This is a genomic window from Pseudoalteromonas spongiae UST010723-006, from assembly GCF_000238255.3.
Taxonomy (GTDB): Bacteria; Pseudomonadota; Gammaproteobacteria; order Enterobacterales; family Alteromonadaceae; genus Pseudoalteromonas; species Pseudoalteromonas spongiae.
Genome location: NZ_CP011040.1, coordinates 151930 through 176194 on the forward strand (window position 1 = coordinate 151930; position 24265 = coordinate 176194).

Annotated in this window: 21 protein-coding genes; 9 read left to right on the forward strand and 12 right to left on the reverse strand. The window is 40.9% G+C overall.

The genetic code is table 11. The annotated features are described in order from the left end of the window. Positions 1 to 401: 401 nt before the first annotated feature. The gene (locus PSPO_RS15205; RefSeq protein WP_010558306.1) at positions 402 to 710 is read right to left on the reverse strand and encodes a hypothetical protein; all 309 of its coding nucleotides are present in this window, start codon (positions 708 to 710) and stop codon (positions 402 to 404) included. Between the two features lie 244 nt (positions 711 to 954). Between PSPO_RS15205 and PSPO_RS15210 the strand changes: the two genes are divergently transcribed. Beyond that, a complete protein-coding gene (locus tag PSPO_RS15210) occupies positions 955 to 2880 on the forward strand; it encodes a S9 family peptidase (protein WP_010558305.1) in 1926 nt (641 codons plus the stop codon). Positions 2881 to 2927: 47 nt separating this feature from the next. Here the strand turns inward: PSPO_RS15210 and PSPO_RS15215 are convergent, their stop codons facing one another. Then, positions 2928 to 3578, reverse strand: coding sequence for a peroxiredoxin-like family protein (locus PSPO_RS15215; protein ID WP_010558304.1), 651 nt, complete (start codon positions 3576 to 3578; stop codon positions 2928 to 2930). Between the two features lie 106 nt (positions 3579 to 3684). Here PSPO_RS15215 and PSPO_RS15220 point away from each other — a divergent pair, with 106 nt between their 5' ends. After that, entirely contained in the window at positions 3685 to 4566 is an 882-nt protein-coding gene (locus PSPO_RS15220) for a LysR family transcriptional regulator (RefSeq protein WP_010558303.1), read from the forward strand. 49 nt (positions 4567 to 4615) lie between these two features. On the opposite strand, the gene PSPO_RS15225 is transcribed toward PSPO_RS15220, so the two are convergent. The 4 genes from PSPO_RS15225 to PSPO_RS15240 all read right to left on the reverse strand — a co-directional run bounded on the left by PSPO_RS15225 (position 4616) and on the right by PSPO_RS15240 (position 9517). Then, positions 4616 to 6265: an NHL repeat-containing protein gene (locus PSPO_RS15225; RefSeq protein ID WP_010558302.1), complete on the reverse strand. Its 1650-nt coding sequence runs from the start codon at positions 6263 to 6265 to the stop codon at positions 4616 to 4618. Between the two features lie 299 nt (positions 6266 to 6564). Beyond that, entirely contained in the window at positions 6565 to 7827 is a 1263-nt protein-coding gene (locus PSPO_RS15230) for a M23 family metallopeptidase (protein WP_010558301.1), read from the reverse strand. 1 nt (position 7828) lies between these two features. Beyond that, on the reverse strand, positions 7829 to 8980 hold the full coding sequence (locus tag PSPO_RS15235) for a M23/M56 family metallopeptidase (protein WP_158523454.1): 1152 nt from the start codon (positions 8978 to 8980) through the stop codon (positions 7829 to 7831). Positions 8981 to 9142: 162 nt separating this feature from the next. Continuing rightward, positions 9143 to 9517, reverse strand: coding sequence for a BlaI/MecI/CopY family transcriptional regulator (locus PSPO_RS15240; protein WP_010558299.1), 375 nt, complete (start codon positions 9515 to 9517; stop codon positions 9143 to 9145). Between the two features lie 385 nt (positions 9518 to 9902). Here PSPO_RS15240 and PSPO_RS15245 point away from each other — a divergent pair, with 385 nt between their 5' ends. Continuing rightward, entirely contained in the window at positions 9903 to 10355 is a 453-nt protein-coding gene (locus PSPO_RS15245; protein ID WP_010558298.1) for a GNAT family N-acetyltransferase, read from the forward strand. A 320-nt stretch (positions 10356 to 10675) separates the two neighbouring features. Further along, a complete protein-coding gene (locus PSPO_RS15250; RefSeq protein WP_010558297.1) occupies positions 10676 to 11890 on the forward strand; it encodes a hypothetical protein in 1215 nt (404 codons plus the stop codon). Between the two features lie 60 nt (positions 11891 to 11950). Here PSPO_RS15250 and PSPO_RS15255 read toward each other — a convergent pair whose 3' ends face one another. The 3 genes from PSPO_RS15255 to PSPO_RS15265 all read right to left on the reverse strand — a co-directional run bounded on the left by PSPO_RS15255 (position 11951) and on the right by PSPO_RS15265 (position 14679). Continuing rightward, positions 11951 to 12715, reverse strand: a complete 765-nt coding sequence (locus PSPO_RS15255; RefSeq protein ID WP_040642110.1) for a substrate-binding periplasmic protein — start codon at positions 12713 to 12715, stop codon at positions 11951 to 11953. Between the two features lie 124 nt (positions 12716 to 12839). Next, positions 12840 to 13148: a hypothetical protein gene (locus PSPO_RS15260; RefSeq protein ID WP_010558295.1), complete on the reverse strand. Its 309-nt coding sequence runs from the start codon at positions 13146 to 13148 to the stop codon at positions 12840 to 12842. A gap of 229 nt (positions 13149 to 13377) precedes the next feature. Further along, positions 13378 to 14679: a hypothetical protein gene (locus tag PSPO_RS15265; protein WP_010558294.1), complete on the reverse strand. Its 1302-nt coding sequence runs from the start codon at positions 14677 to 14679 to the stop codon at positions 13378 to 13380. Positions 14680 to 14923: 244 nt separating this feature from the next. On the opposite strand from PSPO_RS15265, the gene PSPO_RS15270 reads away from it, so the two are divergent. Continuing rightward, positions 14924 to 15982, forward strand: coding sequence for a zinc-binding metallopeptidase family protein (locus PSPO_RS15270; protein ID WP_010558293.1), 1059 nt, complete (start codon positions 14924 to 14926; stop codon positions 15980 to 15982). Positions 15983 to 16038: 56 nt separating this feature from the next. Here the strand turns inward: PSPO_RS15270 and PSPO_RS15275 are convergent, their stop codons facing one another. Then, entirely contained in the window at positions 16039 to 17421 is a 1383-nt protein-coding gene (locus PSPO_RS15275) for a Na+/H+ antiporter NhaC family protein (protein ID WP_010558292.1), read from the reverse strand. A gap of 395 nt (positions 17422 to 17816) precedes the next feature. On the opposite strand from PSPO_RS15275, the gene PSPO_RS15280 reads away from it, so the two are divergent. The 4 genes from PSPO_RS15280 (at position 17817) to PSPO_RS15295 (ending at position 20811) form a co-directional block, all read left to right on the forward strand. Next, positions 17817 to 18848: an NAD(P)H-dependent flavin oxidoreductase gene (locus PSPO_RS15280; RefSeq protein WP_010558291.1), complete on the forward strand. Its 1032-nt coding sequence runs from the start codon at positions 17817 to 17819 to the stop codon at positions 18846 to 18848. Continuing rightward, the gene (locus tag PSPO_RS15285) at positions 18845 to 19420 is read left to right on the forward strand and encodes a Crp/Fnr family transcriptional regulator (protein ID WP_010558290.1); all 576 of its coding nucleotides are present in this window, start codon (positions 18845 to 18847) and stop codon (positions 19418 to 19420) included. Before PSPO_RS15280 ends, PSPO_RS15285 begins: the two co-directional genes overlap by 4 nt. Before the next feature lie 70 nt (positions 19421 to 19490). Beyond that, the gene (locus PSPO_RS15290; protein WP_010558289.1) at positions 19491 to 19994 is read left to right on the forward strand and encodes a YgjV family protein; all 504 of its coding nucleotides are present in this window, start codon (positions 19491 to 19493) and stop codon (positions 19992 to 19994) included. 163 nt (positions 19995 to 20157) lie between these two features. After that, positions 20158 to 20811 carry an XRE family transcriptional regulator gene (locus PSPO_RS15295; RefSeq protein WP_010558288.1) on the forward strand — a complete coding sequence of 218 codons (654 nt, stop codon included), beginning with the start codon at positions 20158 to 20160 and terminating at the stop codon, positions 20809 to 20811. A gap of 49 nt (positions 20812 to 20860) precedes the next feature. Here the strand turns inward: PSPO_RS15295 and PSPO_RS15300 are convergent, their stop codons facing one another. Then, complete coding sequence (locus tag PSPO_RS15300; RefSeq protein ID WP_010558287.1) at positions 20861 to 23029, reverse strand: M3 family metallopeptidase; 2169 nt, start codon at positions 23027 to 23029, stop codon at positions 20861 to 20863. A gap of 305 nt (positions 23030 to 23334) precedes the next feature. Further along, the gene (locus PSPO_RS15305; protein WP_010558286.1) at positions 23335 to 24111 is read right to left on the reverse strand and encodes a substrate-binding periplasmic protein; all 777 of its coding nucleotides are present in this window, start codon (positions 24109 to 24111) and stop codon (positions 23335 to 23337) included. Between the last annotated feature and the right edge of the window lie 154 nt (positions 24112 to 24265).

The following is a 24265-nucleotide window of genomic DNA, read 5'->3' on the forward strand; positions in this document are numbered from 1 at the left end:
TTAAGATGTCTGGCGCTACGTATTTAGCTCGGTTGATGCAGTTTGCAATAAATTAGGGTTTGTTGATCTTTGCTGTTCTATTTTTGTTCTCTTTAAGCGTGCTTTTATCGCGGCGCACGATGTGTGGCCTAGCAATCTAAGCGAATATCGAGCAAAGCTTCCGCGTCCTGCTCACGCCCCTTACCTACACCCATATAGGCAACAATGAGAAAAGTGCGCTCAAAAGAACCGTTCGGCAACGCTTGATTGGGTTTTCTACTGTGTTATCGGCTGATTCACATAGAATAACTATGCCACGCAGCCTCTGCCTTGTATATAACCCAATCAAACTGCTGCAAAAACGAACTTGAAAGGTCAACAGACCCTAGGCATCAACCTCAAAGCTATTTTTTTGGTGATTGTTAATTATCTTGTTGTTGGTTTGCATCATTAAATTTGTGGAATGTTATACGTTGCCAAACAAACCACTGTGCGAATAAAGCGACAATTAATACAGGTACAAATGCTTGCAACATAGGTATATCGTTGGCGGCAGTGAAAAGACCATAAATAAACCCTAATCCCGCTGAAATTAGGCTGATATTCTTCCATTTTTTACTGATATCGATACGCTTTCTACAGTTTGGACAGTGGTAATTCCACGGATTAATATTTCTAAAACTTTGCAAAAAAGTGATTTCATTATTGCATTCTGGACATGTAGGTTTCATTTCAATACTCCCTGTTATTATTATGTTTATGAGTTTAATCAAACACCTGCTAATAGCCAAAGTTATGTGTTTAACGGTTTGGTTAAGTGATTAATGGCAAGTACGGACAGAGTGTTGTAACAGCCCTATGAGATTACCCGTTACGCATTTCAACATTTTGAAACAATTATTCTTATTTGACGCTTGTGTCTATAAATTGTTCAGGTAACAATCGAAAGCGGATAATTTACAAGGAATAATTACAATGAAAAAGCATTTTCAATTAGCCGCTGTCGCCTGTGCGCTGGGGCTTGCGTTGGCAGGCTGTTCACAAACAAGCAGTACATCGAAAGCGGCAGAGGCCGTACAACAAGCACAAACATTAAAACAATATGATGCTGAAACTTTCTTTGACACCACCTCTATTATGGGCAGCAGTTTTTCACCAAATGGTGACAAAATTCTGGTGAGCAGCGATGAAAGTGGCATTTATAGCCTTTATGCTGTTGATATTAAAACCGCTAAAAAAACACGCTTAACAGATTTTCAAGACAGTACTTACGCGGTGCGTTATTTCCCAAATGACGAACGCGTGATCTTTACCAAAGATTCAGGCGGTAATGAGCGTTTTCATGTGTATGTACGCGAAGTGGACGGCAGTGTTAAAGACTTAACACCGGGTGAAGAAACCCGCGCACGCTTTGCCGGTTTCACAGAAGATGGCAGTCATTTTTACATTACCAGTAACCAACGCGATGCAAAATTTATGGACTTGTACCGTGTTGATGCCAAAAGCTATGAAGTAACCCCTGTTTATCAAAATAAAATGGGTTTAGATGTGGGGGCAATTAGCCCTGATGGCCGTTTTATTGCGCTTTCTAAAAATAACTCAAACAAAGATAGCGACGTGTTTATTCTCGACACGATGAAAAAAACACTTAAACCAGAGTTAATTGCAGGCAAAGATGTTGAAGCCACATTTGGCCCAGAAACCTTCTCGCGAGACAGCAAGGCACTTTATTACTCAACCAACGCAAAAGGCGAATTTGCGCAAATTTGGCGCTACGATTTAACCTCGGGTGAACATCGTCTGGCACTCAAAGATGAGTGGGATGTTAACTTTATTTACTTTTCTAAATCAGGGCGTTACCAAGTGAGTGGTGTAAATGCCGATGCCAGCACAAAAGTCACTGTGATGGATACAAAAACGGGGCAATCGATTGCAATGCCAAGTTTACCTGCGGGGAATTTACGTGGCGTAAATTTCTCAGCAGATGAAAAAACCATGGCGTTTTACTTAAATTCCGATACGTCACCGAATAATTTATTTGTTTGGCAGGTAGGAACATCAAACGCATCACAACTTACAAACAGTTTAAGTGCAGCAATTGATCAAAATGATCTGGTTGAAAGTACCATAGTGCGTTTTAAAAGCTTTGATGGGCTAGAAATCCCTGGCGTGCTATACAAACCAAAACAAGCAAATAGCAATAATAAAGTACCTGCACTTGTGTGGGTGCATGGCGGACCAGGTGGACAAAGCCGCACCGGTTATAGCGCCATGCAGCAGCACTTGGTAAACCATGGCTATGCTATTTTTGCGGTGAATAATCGTGGTAGCTCGGGCTACGGCAAAACCTTCTTCCATTTGGATGATAAAAAACACGGCACCGATGACTTACAAGACATTGTTTACGGTAAAAAACACCTGCAAAGCTTAGATTGGGTAGATGGCGATAAAATTGGCATTATGGGCGGCAGTTACGGAGGCTTTATGACTGCGGCAGCGCTTGCGTTTGAGCCGGAAGAATTTAAAGTAGGTATTAATATTTTTGGTGTAACTAACTGGGTCAGAACGCTTAATTCTATTCCACCATGGTGGGAGAGCTTTAAAAAAGCGCTTTACGATGAAATGGGCGACCCAGCAACAGATGGTGATCGTCACCGCGCTATTTCGCCATTATTCCACGCTAAAAATATCACTAAACCATTAATGGTAATTCAAGGCGCCAATGACCCTCGCGTACTGCAAGTAGAAAGTGATGAGCTGGTGGCAGCGGTAAAAGCCAATGGCGTACCGGTAGAGTATGTATTATTTGATGATGAAGGCCATGGTTTTACTAAAAAAGAAAACCGCATTGAAGCATCTAATGCTTACCTTAAGTTTTTAAATACCTATTTAAATAACTAATTAACATTTTTAAAATTGCAAAAAGCCGGAGTAATCTCCGGCTTTTTTTATCTCGTTAGCGCTTTAACCGCTGCAAGTACGTCCTCAGGTTCAGCTCTTAGGGTGTAATCTTCTTTTGCAAAGGCAAATTGAATTACGCCATTTTGATCGATGACATAGGTTGCCGGTAGGGGCAATTCATAACTGTTGTCGCCATTCGCTTTTGGAATATCAAGACCAAGTTGGTGATACACCGGAACTAAACGCTCATCAAGGGTAAATACTAAACCACAGGCTTTTGCTAAGGTATTTTCAACATCCGAAAGTACAGTGTAGGCAAGCTCATTTTCGTTTTGGGTAGAAAGTGAATTGTCCGGTAGTTGTGGAGAAACAGCAACTAACTGTGCGTTATGTGCTGCAAATTCATCTGAAAGTGCATTAAGCGCACGCAGTTCTAAATTACAATATGGGCACCATCCACCACGATAAAAACTAAGTACCAATGGGCCTTTTTCTAGTAACGCGTGTGAACTTACCAAAGTGCCATCGCTATTCGGTAAGATAAATGCTGGCAGCGTATCACCTACTTTAAGTGCATGCTGGCTTAACTGTGCCGCAATTAGTTTATCTGTAGTGATATCCATTAAATCTAAAATATCGCTACTAAGGTTGGCTTTCTTTTCGACTTCAAACGCGTCGATTTGACTTTTTAATGTCATGTGTATTTCGCTTCTTGAATAAACAATGTGCTCAGTATAGAGTTTTATTTTTTTAGATATACAATAGAAAAACGAAACCTAAATTCGAAAATATTAAATCAACGCTATGTACAGTTTATGTGATTTAGAAACCTTTATTGCCATTGTTGAAAATCAAGGGGTAGTGGTTGCTGCAAAAGCACAAAGCCTTTCGCCTGCAACGGTAAGTCACCGTTTAAATAAGCTAGAAAAATCGCTTAATACGGTACTTATTTTTAGAGATAGCCGGCGTATGCGGTTGTCGCCTGCAGGAGAGGTATTTTATCAACGCGCGGTGGCAATTTTAGAGGCGTTGTACGATGCAGAGCATCAAATTGGTGCCCGAGGTTCTGCCATTTCGGGTGTGCTGAGAGTGACCATGCCACCGTGGGTTTTTTCCAAATTTGTATTGCCCGCACTTGCAGCGTTTGAGTCACACTATCCCGATTTAAAGCTGGATTTTATGATCACCGATCAATTTGTGAATGTGGTGGATGATGCGCAAGATGTTGCAATTCGGGTAGGGCTATTAACCGACTCTAACTTACTGTCACGCAAGATTGCTCGTAATTCACGTATTTTGTGTGCATCACCCGCTTATTTGGCAAAGTATGGCACACCAAAATCGATAACCGATCTTACTAACCACCATTGGGTGTGTTTGCCGTGGCAACGGCAGCTTAAATTTAAAGACAATGACCGCGTTATTAACCACAGTGTAAGCACTCAACTGACGATTTCTAACTCAGATAATATGACACAAGCTACAGTTGCAGGGCTGGGTATTGCGATTAAATCGCGCTTGGCAATACAAGATGAATTAGCGACAGGACAATTAGTTGAGATTTTACCAAATACGTTAATGGATGATGACGCACCGATATGGTTTTTAAAACCACAAAACAGTTTAGTTACACGTAAAACTGAAGTGTTCTATGAATTTATGAAGTCGTTGTTTGAAAAAACTTAGGGTATATATTCAACGGCAAGGGCTAGCTGAAATGCTAGCCCTTGGCATGTTAAAGCGGTGAAACGATTAGCCCTTTGGTTAAGCTACTAAAACTGTAGGTTCGACTGCCACCTAATCGTTGCCCCCCGTTTTTAGCGTCGTAATAACCACCTAACTCAAGTGTTGAGCGTTTGCTGCAGTTGAAGCAAGATGCCGAACGGTGACGCACAGTAATTAAATCTCCATTTTGTACGAACCCTGGCGATGTTGTGTAAGGTTCATTATTAATGGAGTATTCGCCTTGTTCAATTGTTGCCATAACTTTGGCACCAGACGTTAAGTCACTTACAGTAAATGGAATAGAGTATGTCCAAGTATTAAGTGCGACAGACATTCGGCGTCCAATTCTTGCTGGACGCGGGGATACATTAAGAGCTGTATCTTCAATAGCTGTCACAGCAAAATTGTTTAAATAAGGGCGTTCGGTAGTGGCTACCTGAATGTGTCCATTTGATTGTAATACTGAAAAGGCTGCGCCATAAGCATTCACGATTCCGACAAATGGCGGTTGACCAACGATAGCAACACCGCCGTTTGCAAAGTTTGCTACTGGTTGACCTGAGTTATCAAAGCGTGCGACTAAAAGTTGATGGTTATTATTTTGTTGAATACTTCCTGTAACGATAGGTGCTGAAGTCGGTCTCAATGTAAGACCTAAGCATAGTGACGAACTGCCATTAGGCACAACAACGTTTGCTGCTCCGTTGTTGCCAAAAGAAGTATCTAACATACCATTTGCCGTATATCGTGACAAAACGCAGTTTTTGGTAAGCAATAAAGTGCGGTTATTTATATCGCGCTTTACACTGACTAACTCTTCACCATTTGCAGCGGGTACAATTATATGGCCTGAGTTACCAAAGTTAGTTACGAGGTTTCCGTTAGGATCTAATTGTGTCACTACTTTGGTTGTTACCGCAGTTGATGAACCTGTAAGTACCCAGTAGCCATATGTAATAATACCCAGTGGGTCTATTTCTAAACTAACGGGCATATGAGGAAATTGACCACCAAGTGGATATGAAACGGCCAATACTCCGTTATTTGCAAAGCTATTATCAAGTGTGCCAGATGGCGTAAAGCGCGCAACTAATGTGCCATATAAGCATCTTGTGGCAACCAAAATGTGGTTATTTGCATCAACAGCAAGAGCATAAGGAATTATATGACCTTGACCAGTAAACGGTGCGAAACTTCTTAATGTTAAGGCTCCTACACCATTGGCAAAAGTGCTATCTAAGTTACCGTTTGCATCTAACTTAGCAAGTACGCCATCGCCACCAATAGAGCCAAGGTTATATCCTGTAATAATTGTTTCTTGATTATTGGTGCGCGCCATATCGGTTAAATTGAAGTTACTAATACCGAGTACTGAGGGTAGGTTTATTTCAACATGCCCAGAACTGCCAAAGCTTGCATCCTCAGTTCCGTCACTTAATAGTTGGGTTATTCTAAAGTCGCTAGGATGATGGCCTATTCCAGCAATGATAATCCCATTATTTGAAGTGGCAGATGCAGCAATAACGTTAGCACCCGAAGGCGTATGAACTATGCCTCCAACACCATAATTAGTATCAACATCCCCTTGAGCCGCTGTTGCATTCCCAGAGAACAAAAATACAAAAATGATCAGGTGACTTAATAGATTATGTTTTTTCATATTGAATTCCTTTTAATTAATTCCTTGCTCGGGAGTGTCCCGCGTTTAAAAAGTAGTCAACCTGCGCTTCTTTGCGTACAGACAAATGCCTAAAATTGGGCGCGTTATCTCTTAAAAATCAGGAGGGATTTGCGAAGTTTCAACAAAGCACTAAATATTCTTTTAAAAATTAGTTAGTTACGTTTTTTTATTGCATTTTTAGATTGAAAAGGCACTCCGTTTTTTGAAAAAATCAAAATAAATCTCGTGGTGATAGATAGAGTAGGATCCAGTCAGAATTTACCTGACTGGGTTTTTGATTAGTCTAAAGCACTTTTATTATTGCTATCGTAAACTAACGCCGCGTAACGTTTTTCTATATCATTAATATGCATTTTGAATGCGTGTAACTTGTCGCCCGTTAATTGAATATTGCTTGGTTGCTTCATTTTTAATGGGTTAATTACCTTACCGTTTTTATGCACTTCATAATGCAGATGGCGTGCGCTAGAAAGCCCTGTATTGCCTAAAAAGCCAATCGTTTGCCCCTGGCTTACACGAGCACCATGCTTGATACCTTTAGCAAAGCCTTTTAAATGTGCATACAAGGTGCGATAGCCGTTGCCGTGATCAATTAGCACACGATTACCAAAGCTTCGGCTGTAGCTGGCTTTTAGTATTTTGCCTTTACCCGCTGCCATAATTGGCGTACCAACTGGTGCGCTAAAATCAATGCCTTTATGTTGCCTTGTGTAGCCTAAAACGGGGTGCTTTCGTTTACCAAAGTTTGATGACAATCGCGCGCCATTAAGTGGGGTTTTCATTAAAAAGCTCTGTGCTAGCTTGCCATCTTTAAAGTAAAAAGCGTCTTGGTAATGGTAAAGTTCGTAATGTTTACCTTGATTGACAAAGGAAATCGCAACCAGTTGTTGTGGGTTACTAAAGGTGCTAAATAAATGTGCATCTTGCGTGAGTTTTACGCTATTAAAATTTAAGGTAATTTGATCGCCTTGTCGAATCTCCCTTTGAAAATCAACAAAATGTGACATCGCTAATATCGCGCTGTTAATCACATTATTGGGTACTTCAGCATCGCTCGCCGCTTGATAAAGGCTGTGATTAATTGCAAAAGAGCGGCTTACTTGCTCCGTTTGGGTTGTGATTGCATTTTGCGTAATTTCCCAATTTCCTTTTACTAATTTTGCGTTAATTACTTGTGCGAAACTCGCTGCAAATCGAATGGTTTTACTGTTTGGCGTTTCAATTACATCAAACTGAGTGTGCGACTGAATTTTCTTAAAATCATAGAGTGGTTTAATCGCGTCGGCTAAGGCGTAAATCTCTGAAAATGAAAATCCCGCCAAACGTAATAAATGGGTCAGTGTATCACCTTTATTTAGGATATAGGTTTGACGTGTTATCTCAGTGTTATGCGGAGCTGTATTGTCTTTTTCCTGCGAACTTACTTGCGTACGTGAGTCTTCTATGTCGATGTTGTTGTTTTGCATTTCATCGTTACATTGGCTTTGTTCATCACAGCCTACGAGTAATAATGCTACTAAAATAATACGTGAATAATGCATGTTATTTCTCGTTTAAATAAATGAGTGGATCAACTGTTTGGCCATCTTTTGCTAGTTCAAAATGTAAATGTGTGCCTGTTACTTTGCCGCTATCGCCCATTTTTCCTATCAGCTCGCCGCTTTTAACCCACTGACCTTGAGTAACTGAAATTTCGTCTAAATGCGCGTAGAGCGATTGCCAGCCATTGCTGTGTTGGATCACAATGGTGTTACCAAATGCAGCTGCCATAGTTTTGTTGTCGGCAATAATCACTTTGCCAGTTTTTGCGGCAACAATGGATGCGCCTTTTGCATCAACTAAGTCCACGCCGCGATGAGGCCGGTTTTTGCGAAACGAAGTAACGTGGCCATAATGAGAGCTGATATCGATATTTGCGACCGGATACTGCCACTTATCTTGTCCTGCATATACTTGCGATATTGCGCCTTTTGCCAGTACAACAATTAATAGCGCGCAGCTGAACACATAAAGTGATTTTTTAATTTGGACTGGCGCGTGGCTAAAAATAAACGTAAAGCGTTGCTTGTAGTCGGCTACCTTGATGGTTTGCCCTGTAAAATAAGCAGCAAATGGGTTTAACGCGCCTTGCTGTGATAATTTAATACTGAGCAACAAGGTATTAGCGTAATCTTGCGGCATATAGCGATGGCGCGAGATTGTTTGTAAATCGCAGCGTTGTTCCATTGCATTTACATACAATTCGCTGAGCCGTTTTATAGCGGGATTAAACCAACAGATTTCAACCAAAACTAACCACAGCCAAGTATGAAAATGATCTCGGTTAGCAATGTGCATTTCTTCGTGGGCGAGAATAATATCCTGTTGCTGTTTGCTCAAATGCATAAAATACTGAGGTAACACAAGCGTAGGTTTATGAAAACCAATAACAAATGGCGATTGATTCATCGGCATCACCATACAAGGCACAGTACTTAAGTGATACGGAGTACCCGTCGCAATTAGTGCCTTAGCGTTACGATACCGTTTAGTTAGTCTCATTAGGCGATATGCAGATGGGATAAAAAGCCCCCCAAAAAGCAACCAATTAATGTTAAAGCCGTTTTGACTGGTGGTTTGCTTCGCCACTTCACCAACAAATTGCATTTGTTGTCGCGCACTAGAGTTAAGCCAAATAAAGTTGACTTCTGTCACCTTAAAAACGTCGAAATTTGGTAAAAATATGGCACATGGAAGGATGAGTGCGGCCCAACAAAAGAGCGGTGAAAGGCGTTCTTTTTGCGCTATTTTTTTTAATAAAGCAGCTAGTGAAAAGCTAATTACTAGCCAACATAAAAATGAGATTAACCACATAACTTAGTTGTTTTTCTGTTGTTGTAATGTATTTAAATGAGCCTCCAATTCAGAGAGTTCATCTTGTTCAAATAATTGGCTGCCAGAGAACATGGCAACGGGTAAATTGCCGTCTATTTCAAGTACGCGTTCAGAGAAGTCTTTCACAAATGCGGCGAGCGTAGGCACTTTATCAAGTAATGCTGAATAGATTTTTTTATTCCCTTGCGTTTCTACACTGACATAGTTTTTTTGCGCCATGCGCTCTAATGTTTTGCGTGTAGATGAATAACTCCAACCGTAAAGTGACTCCATCCGTTGGTGAATTTCTTTACCCGTTAGCGGCTGTTGCTGCCATAAAGACTTGAGTATTTCGAGTTCTGGGCCGGTAAGTTGCAAAACAGTTTCCTTTTTATATTTATTCGAATGTGAGAAGTCACAAGTTTGTGTGACAGATGTCGCAATTTAACAGTGTTTTTAGTGTGACACAAGTCGCAGTTTGCGTTTTATTTGTTGGCGAACGCCTAAAATAGCGTTTTTATAAACAAGATGATTCTGCATGTTATTTGTTTGAATTAATGATTGGTTTTTAAGGAGTTGCTGAGCGTTAGATGGAGGATAACTTCGGTTTACATAAAAAACTTGTGTTAAATTAGTTTTTAAATATCTGACTAGTAACCACTAATTAATAGTGTTATGTGTTACGTTAAAATACAAATAGGCGAAGCTGCGGCAGAAAAAGTTTTGCCGAGCATCATCAGCCTTTGTTTGGAGCTAGCTTGATATGCATATTCGAGAGTACAACGAGAAAGACTTCCCAAGTGTTTTGCAGATTTATGCGAAATCCAAATTGGATGAGCTGCGCTTTGAGCAAAGAGCGTTTAAACTCTTACCGTTAGAGAACGATGAAAAGAGACTGTCAGCGTTAAAAGAATCAAAGATATATGTTTTTGATAATGGTGAGATTCTCGGTTATGGGGCAATATTCGAGTCCGAGATCAGAGCGTTATTTGTGTGCCCTAGTGCAAGAGGAAAGGGAATTGGAAAGCAAATTTTCGAATTTCTATTGTCACAAATAAACGGCAAGGCTAGCCTATTTGTCGCTAAAACAAATGAGCCCGCAAAGGAGCTCTACAAAGCATATGGATTTAAAGTGTCTGCTGAGTTTCTTACTGATTATAATGGTGAGCCAGTGTATGCAAATGAAATGATTCGTAACAATGTGTCGCGCAATTAAAGCATGGTTACTGACCGACTAATCTATACCTAATCCCCATATTTAAATTTCTCTAACCTGAAATTATTTTCTTATAGAAAAAGTCATACAATGCCTTAAGCAAACTAAGAATTAGATTTAGACAGCACTGTTAAAACTTCAAGCATATTCAGTAAGTTAGATTTAAGCTTATATGGCTAAAAATACTAACTTTTGGTTTTTTTGTTTGGTATATTTCACCGTGCATATTATTAAATAATTAAATATCATAGAGTTACATTTTGGTATGCGGCTTGCCTTAAAGCGAATATATTCTAAAAACAATAATGGATTACAATTTTATGCACACATCTCTTTTTAAATCGCTTCACCTTACAAGCTTAGCTGCCATCGTTCTTATTGCGTCAGGGTGTAGTGGCGTTGTGAGTCATCAATACATAAAAACCAACTCAAATGGTGCAATTACCGAAATTAAAAAGAATTATCAGCAATTTGGTGATGAATATCAGGTTATTGCCGAAATTAACGGCCCAATCATCTTAAGCTCAGACGCGGTAACGATAGCAAGTATGAGTGAAGGCAGTTTTGTTAAGATTAAGCATTTCAAATCAGATGACTTTTTGATGATCAGCGAGAAAAATGGTGAAGTGACGTATGGTGATCAAAAAGGGAATACGCCTAGTAAACATGAAATTGAACAGTTTATGACAAGCGTGTTTGATAATACCCCATTATTTGCTGTTGAGCGTACGAAGGCATTAATTGAACAGCAGGGAATATCTGCAGCACTTAACCAAATGGAACGGGCAAATAACGATGATACAAAATCGGCGTATATCACAGCAATTAGCGCTAATAACTTAGACTTACCGGCTCAAAAGCGAGTGTTGGCAGTACTTGCTCAAATAAAGAGTGATTACAGCCAAAGAGTGACGGCAGAGCGTTTTTTAGATAAGCAAAAGCAGCTTCCAGAGCAAGCATGGCTTACGTTTTTACGTGGATTAAATGGCATGAGTTCAGATTATGAAACACGTGTTTTGCTCAGCAAGCTAGCACCACAACTGCCTAATACGCAAACGATTCATCAAGCTTATTTTGATGTGTCAAAAACCATTGATAGTGATTATGAAAAATTCAGATTAATAAGTGAAATATCATCACAATCAACACACTTATCAATTGCTGATATGTTTACTGCAAGCGCTGATATTGGTTCAGATTATGAGGCTTATCGCGTCGTAAATGCATTAGCGAGCGAAGTTAAAACACCAAATGATTTTGAAGCGATGCTAACCTTTATGCAGCAAATTGATTCAGATTATGAAATGAAAAGGGCTTTTCTTTCGCTGCCGTATCAAACAATGGACCGCGCAACTACTGCTCAGTCGATTGAATTAGCTAGCAAGTTTATTGACTCCGATTATGAATTAAGCAAAACGCTGATCCACATTTGTCAAAAATCACCTCATAAAGCGCAACTAACTGAAACGGTTAAATTAGCTCTGCAGTCTATCGATAGCGATTCTGATAGGGTGAAAGTGTACGATGTTTTGTAAATAACCTTAGCTTAGGTTAAATCGCTAAAAGGCACGTATTCACGTAACTATTAAGTGAATTTAATGCGCCTTTTCGTTTAGGTTCCATTTAGTTAACAACATTTGGTATTGCCCGTTGTGTTTAATGGCGTTGAGCGAGTTTGTTAGTTTTATCGCGAGCGTATTCTCTAATTTTCTGTTTGCCGTGATATGCAGTTCATTTGGAAAGTCAGGTAAATGCAGTTTTTTCTCAATTTTTGTTGGATCAAGGCCAATACTGTTAAGTTCTTTATCGAGATGTAAGGTGTTAGTTAGCACTAAATCGGTACGATTTTTATAAAGCATTTTCATTAAGCTTTCAGGCTCTGGTGCAAGCACTAAATCGCGTTCAAGTGAAAATCCAGCGTTTTCTAAATAGCGTTGGCTAAAATACCCTCGCACTGTGCTAACACGTAATCCTCGTGCACTGTGTAGGTTAAATAACTCAAATTGATTGCTTTTCAAACCAACTAAATAGGCGTGGGCGTTAAATACTGAACCTAGAAATAAGTAATTTTTTTCACGACCGGGCGTTTTAAGCAGCGACATCATTACTACATTCGGCTGCGACTGTAGTTCACGAAACGCTCTTGCTTGCGGCATGATTTCAATTTTGCCAGCGCACGCACAGTCATCAAGTACCGCGTTAACGACATCAACTAAAAAGCCGTCTGGCTGGTTATTTTTATCTTTAAAATGAAGCGGGTATAAGTCTTCAGCGACAAAGCGAAGTTGTGTAGCAGAGCTAGTGACACTGAAAAAAAGAGTGACGATAAGTATGACATATACAAGAACTGAGTTTTTCATAAAGAACACACAACAATTACAACCCATTGCACACATTGCCTAAATGTATGCGCTTTTTCCAGCCATTTAGCCTGATATTAGTCAGGCTTTAATTGTAGCTCAACGCAAATTAGTGCCAAGTAGCTTAATCGTCAGGGCCTTTTAAGGTAAATACTAAGTGCTTGCGCATATCTTTTAGCACAACACCTTTTTTTACCAGCGCTGCACTTAAGCGTTTTTGCCAAGTGAGCAGGTTAGGTTCAGCAGCGGCTAAAGCTTGCTCATTTTCGAATTGAAAGCAAAGTAATAGTGAACCTGGAAACAAGTGATATTCAACATCAAACCAGCATTGCACCATGCCCGGAATTTCAGTCAAGGCTTTTGCCTCTAGCGCATCGGCAATACTAAGCACCAAAGCTTGTTGTTTTAGTTGAACTTTTGAGAGTTTTTTCATTGTTTTGTAATGCTCACTAAGAAAATATCAAATGGGGGAAGCAGGGCGTTCAGCCTACGAAACGTCAATTATACCAATTCTGTTAAGTATGTGATCAACTACTTAAGTGAATTGGTATTATAACCAAGGATTTAATGGGCTACCAATGTTGGATTATCGGCTTTTAAATATTTGGATTGCGAATTAATAAGCGCCAACAGCGTTACCTGCACCGTTGGCGCACAAGGGATTAAGAAATTGAGGGTAAATAGTGCGCCATCAGCTGCTTTGCATCCGCTTGATACTCTTGGTACGACTTCACCTTAAAGAAAGTGCCTGCGCGATAATCCTCTCCTTGTCTGGTTTGATACATTTTCTCTAGTACTGCTTCATCATTCAAAAGTGCAAACAGTTGCGTCGCAGATTTGGCATCTTCTAGCGGATTATAGGTTTCTTGGTTGTTTTCATCGCGTTGGATAAGATTTTCTAAGCCAAGAGTAAAGGTGTCTAGATAAGCGATTTGCTGCTGGCGTGGATGATTTGTTAAGTCTTCGCCAAATTTGCTTAGCTGCTCGTCAGAAAACTCGTAATCTTCTAATAAATTAACGGTTTTACTTACCATATTTTGCACTGTTGTATACATGTTGTCGCCATGGCCCTTACGGAGATAAAGTGGGTTATCGGGGGCACGAGACGAAAAGGCGGAAAATTCTAAAAAGGCACCCGATTTTTGCGTAATATCACCTAAAAATGAAACGATGTTTTGACGTGCGGTTTCATCTTTGTCGTGTAACTGATCAAGTAAACGTGTACCAAGATGATTATCAAACCCCAGTACATTTAACATTGCACCTTGCTGCTGCTCACTAAAATTACTGAGTTTGTCTACTAAATCACCTGGGTTATCTGACGAAATGACACTTGATACAAAATTTTGTAGGTTATTCGCGCTTGAATCGGTACTAAAGTACAAATTGATTTCCGAGTAGGTACCGTCATCGCGACTATTTTTTTTGTATGTATTTACGGACTCGCTATAAAGTGCCGCTTGCGAAATAATTTTGTCTCGGTTTACTTCATTTTGGTTGGCAATCGCGTCAATAAATTGCGCAATTTTTTCTTCTTCCGTGCGCGGAGGTTGGTATTCATTCACATGCACAAATAACATGCTTGCAGGCACAGACAAGCCCGCAATAGCACTTACTAATCCATTTAAATGCTCGTCATCGAGCTGCCCTGACAATGATAAAAATTTTTCGTTTTTAAGGACATCTGTTTTTGCTAAATTAATGAAGTCTTCTTCAGAAAGTCGCTCATACAACGACGTAAGCTGCTGTTTTTGCTCATCGGATAAATTGGCTTGGTCGGGTTCAGCTAACCAACTGTTAAAATCAAAATCAACAAGGTAAACCTGGCTAATAAATACAGAATCTGGCGCTATTTGGTCATTAGCGTTTACTTTTGCTGTGTTTACAGCTTGTTCAATACTGGTGTTTTTATTTTGCACCGCATTTGAGAGGTTTTCATAACTATTTATGCTAGGTAATTTCATAATCACGTCCTTGTTTGTGAATCAATATGTTATCGGCAGGTTAGCCCAATAATTTAGTATTTATTTTGGCTTTGATTTTACTTGCTAGTTTGTAGATTCAGGCAGATACTTGCAGTTAATTCGGTGCTTTAAATTTAGCCATAAAACGCTTGTGCAAAGATATCGAACTAGGCAAAAAATTACGGCTTCTCGCTAAGCTTTTAAACTTAGTAGGGGCTATTTAGCGTGTTTTAGAGTGAAATTAATGAGCACATTAAGCCAAGAGTATATCGATTTATTAAAAGAAATTATTCGCCATCCGAGTGTGGTCGGGGCGGAGCATTCGTTTTTTCGTGTATTGCAGCGCGAGCTTGAAGAGCGAGGGGCCACTGTAACTTGGTACGAAGGACTATTAGTTGCGCAGGGTAAAAAGCCGTTCAGTGCAATGTTTTCTGCACATATCGACCGCCACGGTTTAATTTGTACTGGGCCGAACGAATTTCAATATGCAGCATTTATTGCTGCAAACCGCACTGATTTGCTCAATAACTCAGTATCTGAAGAACTCATGACTAAAATCACCGAGCGCTATAAGTCTACCCCGGTGTATGCTTACGAACCTTGGTCTGGTGCGTATCGCGGGCAAGGCATGATCAAGCATTCCTATGTGTGTGAGTATCGAAATAATCTTATTTTTGAAATTGACGGCCTTGAAAGTGCCGTTGCCGGAACACCGGTTGCGTTTAAAGACAAACTGCGTATTTCCGAAGAGCGATTAACCGGACAGCTCGATAATGTGCTGTCAGCGGCAGCGCTCGTGCATTTATTTAGTTTGGGCTTTGAGGGCACCGTGTTTTTCACCGCGCAAGAAGAGGCAGGTAAAAGTTGGCGTTATTTATTGGAATGGTTTCGTCGTTTTGGTGGCTCAACTAACCGCTTATTTGTGGTAGATACTAGCCCGTTTCCCGATGTTGAATCTGCCAATAAACAACATTTAGTGCTGCGAAAAAAAGATGCCAACGCTTCGTTTAATTCAGCGGCAACTAAGTTAGTGGAAAAAATCTGTAAAGAGCAGCAGTTAAGCTACATCTATAAAGATGAATATATGGAAAAAATAAATAAAGAGCTTGCCGCGCGGGGGGAAGCGCCACGCTCTATTGGTAGTACTGAGCTTGGTCGTATTATCGCCAGTTCGAATGGTTTAGTGGATGGTACTACTATTCAAGTGCCAACAACCAGCTACCACACAATGGATGAATCGGGCTCAATCGCATCGGTAGAAGCCTTTTTGAAAGTGTTAATGGCCCTCTCAAAAAGAGGCTAATTATCAATAAAAAAGCGCCAACATATTGCTGGCGCTTTTTTATCAGGTTACTGAATTTATGCCAGTAGCAAAAAGCCAATAAATGCGATTGCAGCTGCAAGCAGTGCGTAAGGTAATTGAGTTACAGCATGGCTGACTAAGTTACAATCTGAGCCTTGCGCTGCCAGTACCGTTGAATCAGAATAAAAACACGCTTGGCTACCAAAAGATGACGCTGATAATAGCGCGCCAATCACCAGCGGAATGTTCGCATCAACCGCAACAGCAAGTGGCATTACTATTGGGATTGTTACTGCAAAAATACCCCAACTCGACCCCGTAGCGAACGCTAAAATTGCCATTGATAAAAACACCATCGCAGGCAGTAATTGTGCTGTCATATACGGGCTTAGCGTGTCCATTACATATTGTGGCAATAGCAATTTGTCACACACATCTTTAAAAATAAATGCAGCGATAACCGTACCAATGGCAGGTAACATACATTTAAAGCCATCAATCATTTGCTCCAACATATCGGCCAACGGCATTAAACGCTGTGCCATATAAAATGGAATGGTCACAGCCAATGTTGCCAGTAAGCCTTTCCACACATCAATATCAAAGTACACGGTAAAGCCTACAAGAAGCACTATTGGCACTAAAAAGTTGTAGAGCTTACCGCTATTATCGGCATTTTCGAATTCTTGCTCGATTGCTTTTGCAGCGTATTCATCGGGTGTTTGCACTTCGCTTAAATCGACTTGCTCAAGTGCTGGTTTACCCGCTTTTGCTGCAAGTTCGGCTTTATTCATAGGGCCAAACAGTGGGATCACCTCTAAAATAACCAATGGCACCATAAACACGGCAACCCAGGCATAGAGCATGTAGGGGATCGCGTCGATGTAAACGCTAATGCCTTGCCCTTCTGCGGCAACACCGTTATCAACCAACAAGCCACCAAAAAACACCGCCCAAGTAGAGAGTGGCACCAGCACACAAATAGGTGCGGCGGTTGAATCAACCACATAGGCCAGCATTTCGCGGGAGATTTTAAACTTGTCGGTAACGCGGCGCATGGTTTCGCCTACAGTTAAAGCGTTTAGGTAGTCATCAATAAAGATCACCACGCCCAGCAAATAGGTCATAAGCAGTGACGACTTAGCGCCTTTGGCAAGTTTCAGTGCGCTGCGACCAAACGCCAGTGCACCACCAGTTCGCACCAATAGCGCAATAAGTGCACCAAAGCTACCGCATACTAAAATTAGCCAACCTATGGTTTCGTCGGCCATCACTTTTAATGATGCCTCGGCAAAATTACTTAAAATGGTCGTAAAATCAAGCAGGGCTAAGCCTACTAACGCACCTAACACAAGGGCTAAAATAGGGCGGCGAAGTACTACAGCAAGTGTCAGTACAACAATGGGTGGAATTAAGCTGATAACGCTCGGCTCGGTCATTCAAATGGTTCCAATATTATGGTTACTTTTAAAGGTGTAAATCGCAGCAATAGGCATGCGGATATCTGCTTAATATTGGGTTGACCAGCGCTTAGTATGGCCCTTCTTGAAACATCACGGCGAAAATAAACAGGATTACGTTTTGCGTCAATTTAAAATTTTTGTCTTATCAAAAAATAGTTTTAATCAATGGGTTAAATTATTAAATTTCAATAGGTTATTAACCATTAAATGTTAGTGTAGTACTGAGTGTGGTGCTACGGCATTTTTATTTTTCACTTAACAAAAACAGTTTAATTTAAACACCTTAACGCAAACTCAGTTACTTTAATTTATTTGAATAGCATAATGCGCTAACACTTTGGCTTTTCTTCATTACAACAAGGATCGTAACAATGACAAAAACGTTTTTTAATACTGAGCTTGCGCTTATTCAAGCGCCGATGGCGGGAGTACAAAATGCCAAATTGGCCGTTGCGGTTTGCAATGCAGGAGGGCTTGGGTCGCTGCCGTGTGCTATGTTGACAAAAGAGCAGCTAGTTAGCGAATTAAACTATCTAACCTGCCATACAGATAAGCCCTACAACTTAAACTTTTTTTGCCACACCACGCCCAATTATAGCAAGCAGCAGCAAATGGATTGGCATCAATTACTCACCCCTTATTTTGCCGAGTTTAATATTGATGCATCAGGATTTTCAAGCAGTGCATCGCGCACGCCTATTGATCAAAGTGTATTGGAGATTATCGCGCCATATAAACCGCCAATAGTGAGCTTTCATTTTGGCTTGCCAGCCAAGGAGATTGTGTCGCAAATTAAAAAGTGGGGTGGGCAAGTCTGGTCATCGGCAACCACGTTTGAAGAAGCGTGTTTTTTAAAAGAAAACGGTGTTGATGCCATTATTGCACAGGGCATTGAAGCCGGTGGTCACCGCGGCCATTTTTTATCGACTAACATCATGCAGCAGCCAACAACCAAGCAATTGGTAAAACAATGTGTCACTTTAGACGTGCCAATTATTGCCGCTGGTGGTATTAGTAAACCTGAAGACGTTGAGGCATTTCAGCAGCTAGGGGCTGGTGCGGTACAAATTGGCAGTGCGTACTTATTAAGTAATGAAGCCACAACAAGTGAGCTCCATCGCGCGGCACTAAAAAAGCCGCACCAAACAGTGCTGACGACTATATTTTCTGGTCGCCCTGCGCGCGGAATAGTCAACCGTGCGATAACTGAGCTTGACAGCATGCCGTCACATGTACCGCCATTCCCGTTTGCGTCAATTGCGATGACGGCGATCCGCGCCCGTGCAGAAGCCGCTGGCAAAAGTGATTTTTCGCCACTTTGGTGTGGTCAGCATTTTGTGGTGCGTGATAGCGTGAATGCAAGTGAGATTACTCAATTATTAATGCGAGGTTGGCACCATTGAATACGCCAAAAATCCTTGAACTAGGTGATAGTTATCAGCAACTTGCAAGCTTATTTGAGCAAAAGTTAGCAGGGCAATTTGATATTAAAACCTATGCCAAAGGCGAGGTACTATTACAACAAGGCGAAACGCAACACGCGGGGTTTTTAATTTTGTCAGGGGTACTTGGGGCTTTGCACGCAAGTTCCGATGGCGGGCAAAAATGCAAAGAGTTTTATTTTAAAGATGAATTTGCACTTTTGTATGGCAATTGGCTAACGCACAGTCCTGCGCTTTATCAGCTAAAAGTAATACGTCAGGCTCGCGTAATGAAGGTGCCATTATCGTTAATGGAAAATGCAGATTGGCAGTTTATAAAACAACAGCTTATAACCCAACAGTTATTATTTAAAGAAGCCAAAGAGGCTTTTTTATTGCTCAATACGCCCGAGCAACGCTATCAATATTTACTCGACAATAAACCTCATTGGTTAGAAACGCTTAGTTTGAACGAAGTGGCAATGTACTTGGGAGTGTCGGCAATATCATTGTCGCGCATTCGCCGTCGTTTAAATTTAACCAAATCATTTTGACGGCAATTAACTTAAGTTAAGGTTTTTACATTGGCGCCTGATTAGACTGCCCCTTTTTACAGGAGCCGTTATGTTTATTGTGTCGCAGTGTTTGGTAGCAATCGCTACTTTACTTGATTTAGCCTCGTTTCAATTTAAATCGCGCAGTGCGATTTTAACCTGCTTATTTACTTCGGTATTGTTTACCGCAGTGCATTTTCTGTTGCTCGATAAAATAAGTGCAGCATGTTTAATGCTGTTGGCGGCATTGCGTTATGGCTATTGTATTTTTGCACGAGATCCACGTGTAATGCTCGGTTTTATGGCGATGAGTATTGCTGCGGTTTATATTACTTGGCATAGCTGGATAAGCCTAATTGCGCTGCTTGCGGCTTTATTGCAAACCTATGCGTCGTTTCAAGCAAATGATTTTACTTTGCGCTGTTTTATGATTGTTGGCACGGTATGTTGGATTTTGCACAATGTGTTGGTTTTTTCACCAGTAGCTGTACTGATGGAAAGTGTTTTCTTAATCAGTAACCTGATTGGCTTGTGGCGTTTTTATGCCAAAAAGCGATTATCTGCTAGCGCGTAGTTAGGCTGTGAGGATTGGCGTCTAAGCTCAGGTTTATTGACTGCAAATCCAACGATCTGTTTAAAAATAAGGCATACAGTGTAGAGTTTAGCTTGGTTACGTTGAATTTAGTGCGAATATCGGTAAAGTCAGCCTCCACTAAAATTTTGGAGCTGAACTTACCATGAGCACTGCCTTTTCTCGCCGCTTTCTTTCGTTAATTGACCAAATCACAGAAGGCAACAAAAAGCGTTTTGCTGAAGTAACCGGGCGTTCGGCTTCAACTATTTATCGTTTGTGTCGTGGTGGCAGCCGCCCGTCGCTTGCTTATTTAGAACAATTAAGTGAGCAATTTAGCATTGATTTAAATTGGCTAATTACAGGCCAGCGCGCTACTGACGACGTTACCAATAACACTAAACCCGATATGGTACTTGCACCTAAGTTTGATGTAGAAGCCAGTGCGGGCTTTGGCCAAGTTGGCGCAGGGGAAGAAATTTCTGACCATTTTGGTTTTTCGAAACAGTGGTTATCATCGCAATTAGGTGTGCATTCAGAGCAGTTGGCGTTTGTTTCTGTACGCGGAGACAGTATGCAACCAACCCTAGAACACGGCGATATGATTTTAGTGGATATGTCGCAAAAGCAAGCGCATAAAGAAGATATTTATTTAGTACACACCGAAGATGGTTTGTTAACTAAACGCTTAAAACCATTTAGTGGCGGCGTAAAAGTAATAAGTGACAATCCAGAATACCCAAGCTTTGAAATCACCCATGCCACGGGTGAACAAGCACGTATTGTTGGTCGCGTTGTGTGGTTTGGTCGCGATATATAACATTAAAAGTGAGCAAAAAAAACCGAAGTCACTGACTTCGGTTTTTTGTTTAATCTAGCCCGCGATTGCGAAGTAGTGCATCCGTGGTAGGCTTTCGGCCTCTAAATCCTTCGTATGCTTCGAAGTAATCTAATGTATCACCACGGCTGTAAATAAAGTGATATAACTTCTCTGCCGTTTCTGGGTCAAAAATATTTTTCTTTTCCAAGAAAGCATCAAACCCGTCGGCATCTAAGATTTCAGACCACATATATGCGTAATAGGCTGAAGAGTAACCGCCAGCAAAAATATGGCCAAAGTGCGTGCTGCGATGGCGCATAATAATTTCACTAGGTTTACCGTACTTAGTTAACACGTCGTTTTCAAAAGCACGTACATCCAAGTGTTTTACGTCTGTTAGTTGGTGATATGCCATATCGACAAGTGCAGATGCCGTAAACTCAATCGTTGCGAAGCCTTGGTTAAAGGTACTTGCTTGTTTAATACGCTCAATAAGTGCTTTAGGCATAGGCTCGTTGGTTTTGTAATGACGAGCAAACTTTTCGAGCATTTCTGGTTGCGCAATAAAGTGTTCATAAAGTTGCGCAGGGAACTCAACCCAGTCACGAGGTACACTTGTGCCAGCAAGCGTTGGGTAAGTCACGTTAGATAATAAACCATGAAGTGCGTGGCCAAACTCATGAAACAAGGTTACTGCATCGGAGTAACTCATTAACGTTTTTTCGCCTTCAGCTGGTTTATTTAAGTTCATATTGTTGACGATAATTGGCTTTACATCGCCAGCAAGCTTTTGCTGGGTGCGGAACGAGCTCATCCAAGCGCCTGAGCGCTTGCTTGAGCGTGCGTAATAGTCACCAAAGAATAAACCGATGGCGTTGCCTGTTTTGTCTTGCACTTCCCATACACGAACTACTTCGTTGTAAACAGGAATGTCGTTACGTTCAACAAATTTAAGGCCAAATAATTGCTCAGCAACATAAAATTTTGCTGCAAGCATATTTTCAAGCTCGAAATACTCGGCAATTTCACCTTGGTCTAAGTCAAATTTGGCTTTACGTACTTTTTCTGCGTAATAGCGCCAATCCCAAGCAGCTAGCTCGTGCTCAACACCCTCAGCTGCCATTTGCTCTTTTATCCAACTACGCTCTTGTTCTGCTTTTTCAATTGCTGGCTCCCACACTTTTAACAGTAGGTCCATTGCGGTTTCTGGAGAACTTGCCATCGCGTTTGACAGTACATATTCAGAGTGGTTTTTATAACCAAGCAGTTGAGCACGTTTGGCGCGTAACGATACCATCTCAGCAATAATTGCCTTATTGTCGAACTCATTATCGTTGTCGCCACGGTTTGCCCAACCTTTGAACGCTTTTTCGCGTAGATCGCGACGGCTCGAAAATTGTAAAAACGGTTCAACGCTGGCACGGTTTAGTGTAATCACGTATTTGCCTGCTAAGTTTCTCGCTTTTGCCGCTGCGGCTGCTGCATCACGTTGTGCTTGAGATAAACCGTCTAAATCTGATTCTTCTAATACCAATGTAAACGCACGCGAGTCATTTAAAGAGTTCTGCCCAAACTGGGTTGAAAGTTCGGAAATACGTTCATCGATGGATGCGAGTTCAGCGCGTTGTTCTTCGGTTAGGTTTGCACCTGTTCTCACAAAGCTGTCGTATACACGGTTTAACAAACGAGTTTGTTCAGGGTTTAAATTTGCACCAGAACGGTTGTTGTAAACGTGCGCTACACGTTTGAACAAGGCTTCATCCATGCGAATTTCATTGTTGTGACGCGTTAGCATTGGTGACACTTTACGCTGCAACGCTTGCATTTCATCGTTTGATTCTGTGCCAGTTAAATTAAAAAACACACGAGAAACGCGTGTGAGTGACGCACCTGCAAGCTCCATAGCGGCGATAGTATTATCGAATGTTGGTGCGTATTCACTTTGTGTGATCGCATTGATTTCTTTTTTATGCTCAGCCATGCTTTTTTCAAAAGCGGGTAAAAAGTCGGTTGTTTTTATTTCATCAAATGGTGGCGAACCAAATTGCGTATTCCACTCTTTAAAAAATGGGTTTTGCGTGAGCGCGTTTTTGCTCTCTTTCGAAGTGGTTTCACTTACTTCTGTATGTGCTTTGTTAGGACTCTCAGGTTCTTTGGAGCAACCTGTCAGCATAACTGCTGCAGATATTGCCAAAGCTAGGTAGGTTTTATGTTGCACAACTTTCCCCTTAAAAGGCTTGTTATTAGATTATTTATAAAATGATACATTATAACAAAACAAATAAAATGAATTTTATCTCATAAATGATGGTGCTTGTCTGAAATTTTAGGTGTTGGCGTTAGGTGTTTTAACGTGTTTGAAGGGGAGTGGTGCGTTTTTACCTAAAATAGTGTTGGTCGAGTTGTGTGGTTTGGCGCGATATTTAATTTAACCTAACTTGGGTTAAATTAGAGCGTGTTGACCTTTGCTGTCTATTTCTGCAGCATTTTGTTTGGCATTTAGACCACAAAGATCAACACGCTCTAGTCGTGAGCTAAGATTTGCTCACGGCTTAATTGTATGTGGTGCCAAAAGCGCGCTACATCGTCTTTATTGTTGTTATAAAAATCTCGATTAAACGGTACGTACCAATAGGTGCGTTTTAACACTCCCTGACTGCTGATAACAATACCTTGTTTGTTAAGTGCTTCAACACGTTTTAACCCTGCGCGTTTTTCAACTACATAACCGTCGAGCCTGCCATTAGCGACTTGGTTGATGCCCAAATCTAAGTCATAGTTATCATTTGCGGCGACGTTATGCTGTTTTAAAAATTGATGTAATACATAGCCAGTGGGTGCTTGTAAGCCAAATTCTTGTATGCGTTTGTAATAATTAAAATTAAACTGACCTTGTTCGTTAAACAGTTTGCCGTTCGATTCGGCACGATGCAGCGGCGAGCCTTTTTTATACAAAATGACATAATCTACTTTATTTAAGTAGTGCTGCTCATTTGTTGGGTATGCAAATTGCTCTGCGCGCTTAGGCGTTTTAAGCATTACAAACAAGCCGTCATATGTGCCATTTTTAACGCCTTTCTTGCAGCGTTTCCATGGACGAGCAACAAAAGTAATCGGTGTATTAGCGTGCTTTGCTGCCCCAGATAACACGTCAATTACAAGCCCTCCAGGCTGAGTGTTTTGCACTGGCTTAGTAAGGTAAGGCGGGTACTCTTTATCTTCATGACAAAGTCGCCAAGGCTTAGCATTAATACTAAAGCTAACTACAAGCAAAAATGTGAGTAAGGCGTTTAAAAGCATAGTATTTCTTTGTCGTTGAGTAGTGGTAATTATATGTGACTTGCCTGAAATAGCTATGCAAAAAAGCAGCTTACAAAACGAGTTTTGGTCAACATATGGTTAATTGTGTAAAACATAGCTAAGCACTATGTTTTTATGTTACTAACATATTTCA

Excerpts from the sequence above, each read along its gene's own strand:
- PSPO_RS15255 (WP_040642110.1), bottom strand. The coding sequence starts at position 12,715 with ATGAAAAACTCAGTTCTTGTATATGTCATACTTATCGTCACTCTTTTT.
- PSPO_RS15270 (WP_010558293.1), top strand. The coding sequence starts at position 14,924 with ATGAGCACATTAAGCCAAGAGTATATCGATTTATTAAAAGAAATTATT.
- PSPO_RS15260 (WP_010558295.1), bottom strand. The coding sequence starts at position 13,148 with ATGAAAAAACTCTCAAAAGTTCAACTAAAACAACAAGCTTTGGTGCTT.
- PSPO_RS15305 (WP_010558286.1), bottom strand. The coding sequence starts at position 24,111 with ATGCTTTTAAACGCCTTACTCACATTTTTGCTTGTAGTTAGCTTTAGT.
- PSPO_RS15290 (WP_010558289.1), top strand. The coding sequence starts at position 19,491 with ATGTTTATTGTGTCGCAGTGTTTGGTAGCAATCGCTACTTTACTTGAT.
- PSPO_RS15225 (WP_010558302.1), bottom strand. The coding sequence starts at position 6,265 with ATGAAAAAACATAATCTATTAAGTCACCTGATCATTTTTGTATTTTTG.
- PSPO_RS15250 (WP_010558297.1), top strand. The coding sequence starts at position 10,676 with ATGCACACATCTCTTTTTAAATCGCTTCACCTTACAAGCTTAGCTGCC.
- PSPO_RS15275 (WP_010558292.1), bottom strand. The coding sequence starts at position 17,421 with ATGACCGAGCCGAGCGTTATCAGCTTAATTCCACCCATTGTTGTACTG.
- PSPO_RS15230 (WP_010558301.1), bottom strand. The coding sequence starts at position 7,827 with ATGCATTATTCACGTATTATTTTAGTAGCATTATTACTCGTAGGCTGT.
- PSPO_RS15205 (WP_010558306.1), bottom strand. The coding sequence starts at position 710 with ATGAAACCTACATGTCCAGAATGCAATAATGAAATCACTTTTTTGCAA.
- PSPO_RS15215 (WP_010558304.1), bottom strand. The coding sequence starts at position 3,578 with ATGACATTAAAAAGTCAAATCGACGCGTTTGAAGTCGAAAAGAAAGCC.
- PSPO_RS15210 (WP_010558305.1), top strand. The coding sequence starts at position 955 with ATGAAAAAGCATTTTCAATTAGCCGCTGTCGCCTGTGCGCTGGGGCTT.
- PSPO_RS15265 (WP_010558294.1), bottom strand. The coding sequence starts at position 14,679 with ATGAAATTACCTAGCATAAATAGTTATGAAAACCTCTCAAATGCGGTG.
- PSPO_RS15280 (WP_010558291.1), top strand. The coding sequence starts at position 17,817 with ATGACAAAAACGTTTTTTAATACTGAGCTTGCGCTTATTCAAGCGCCG.
- PSPO_RS15245 (WP_010558298.1), top strand. The coding sequence starts at position 9,903 with ATGCATATTCGAGAGTACAACGAGAAAGACTTCCCAAGTGTTTTGCAG.
- PSPO_RS15220 (WP_010558303.1), top strand. The coding sequence starts at position 3,685 with ATGTACAGTTTATGTGATTTAGAAACCTTTATTGCCATTGTTGAAAAT.
- PSPO_RS15295 (WP_010558288.1), top strand. The coding sequence starts at position 20,158 with ATGAGCACTGCCTTTTCTCGCCGCTTTCTTTCGTTAATTGACCAAATC.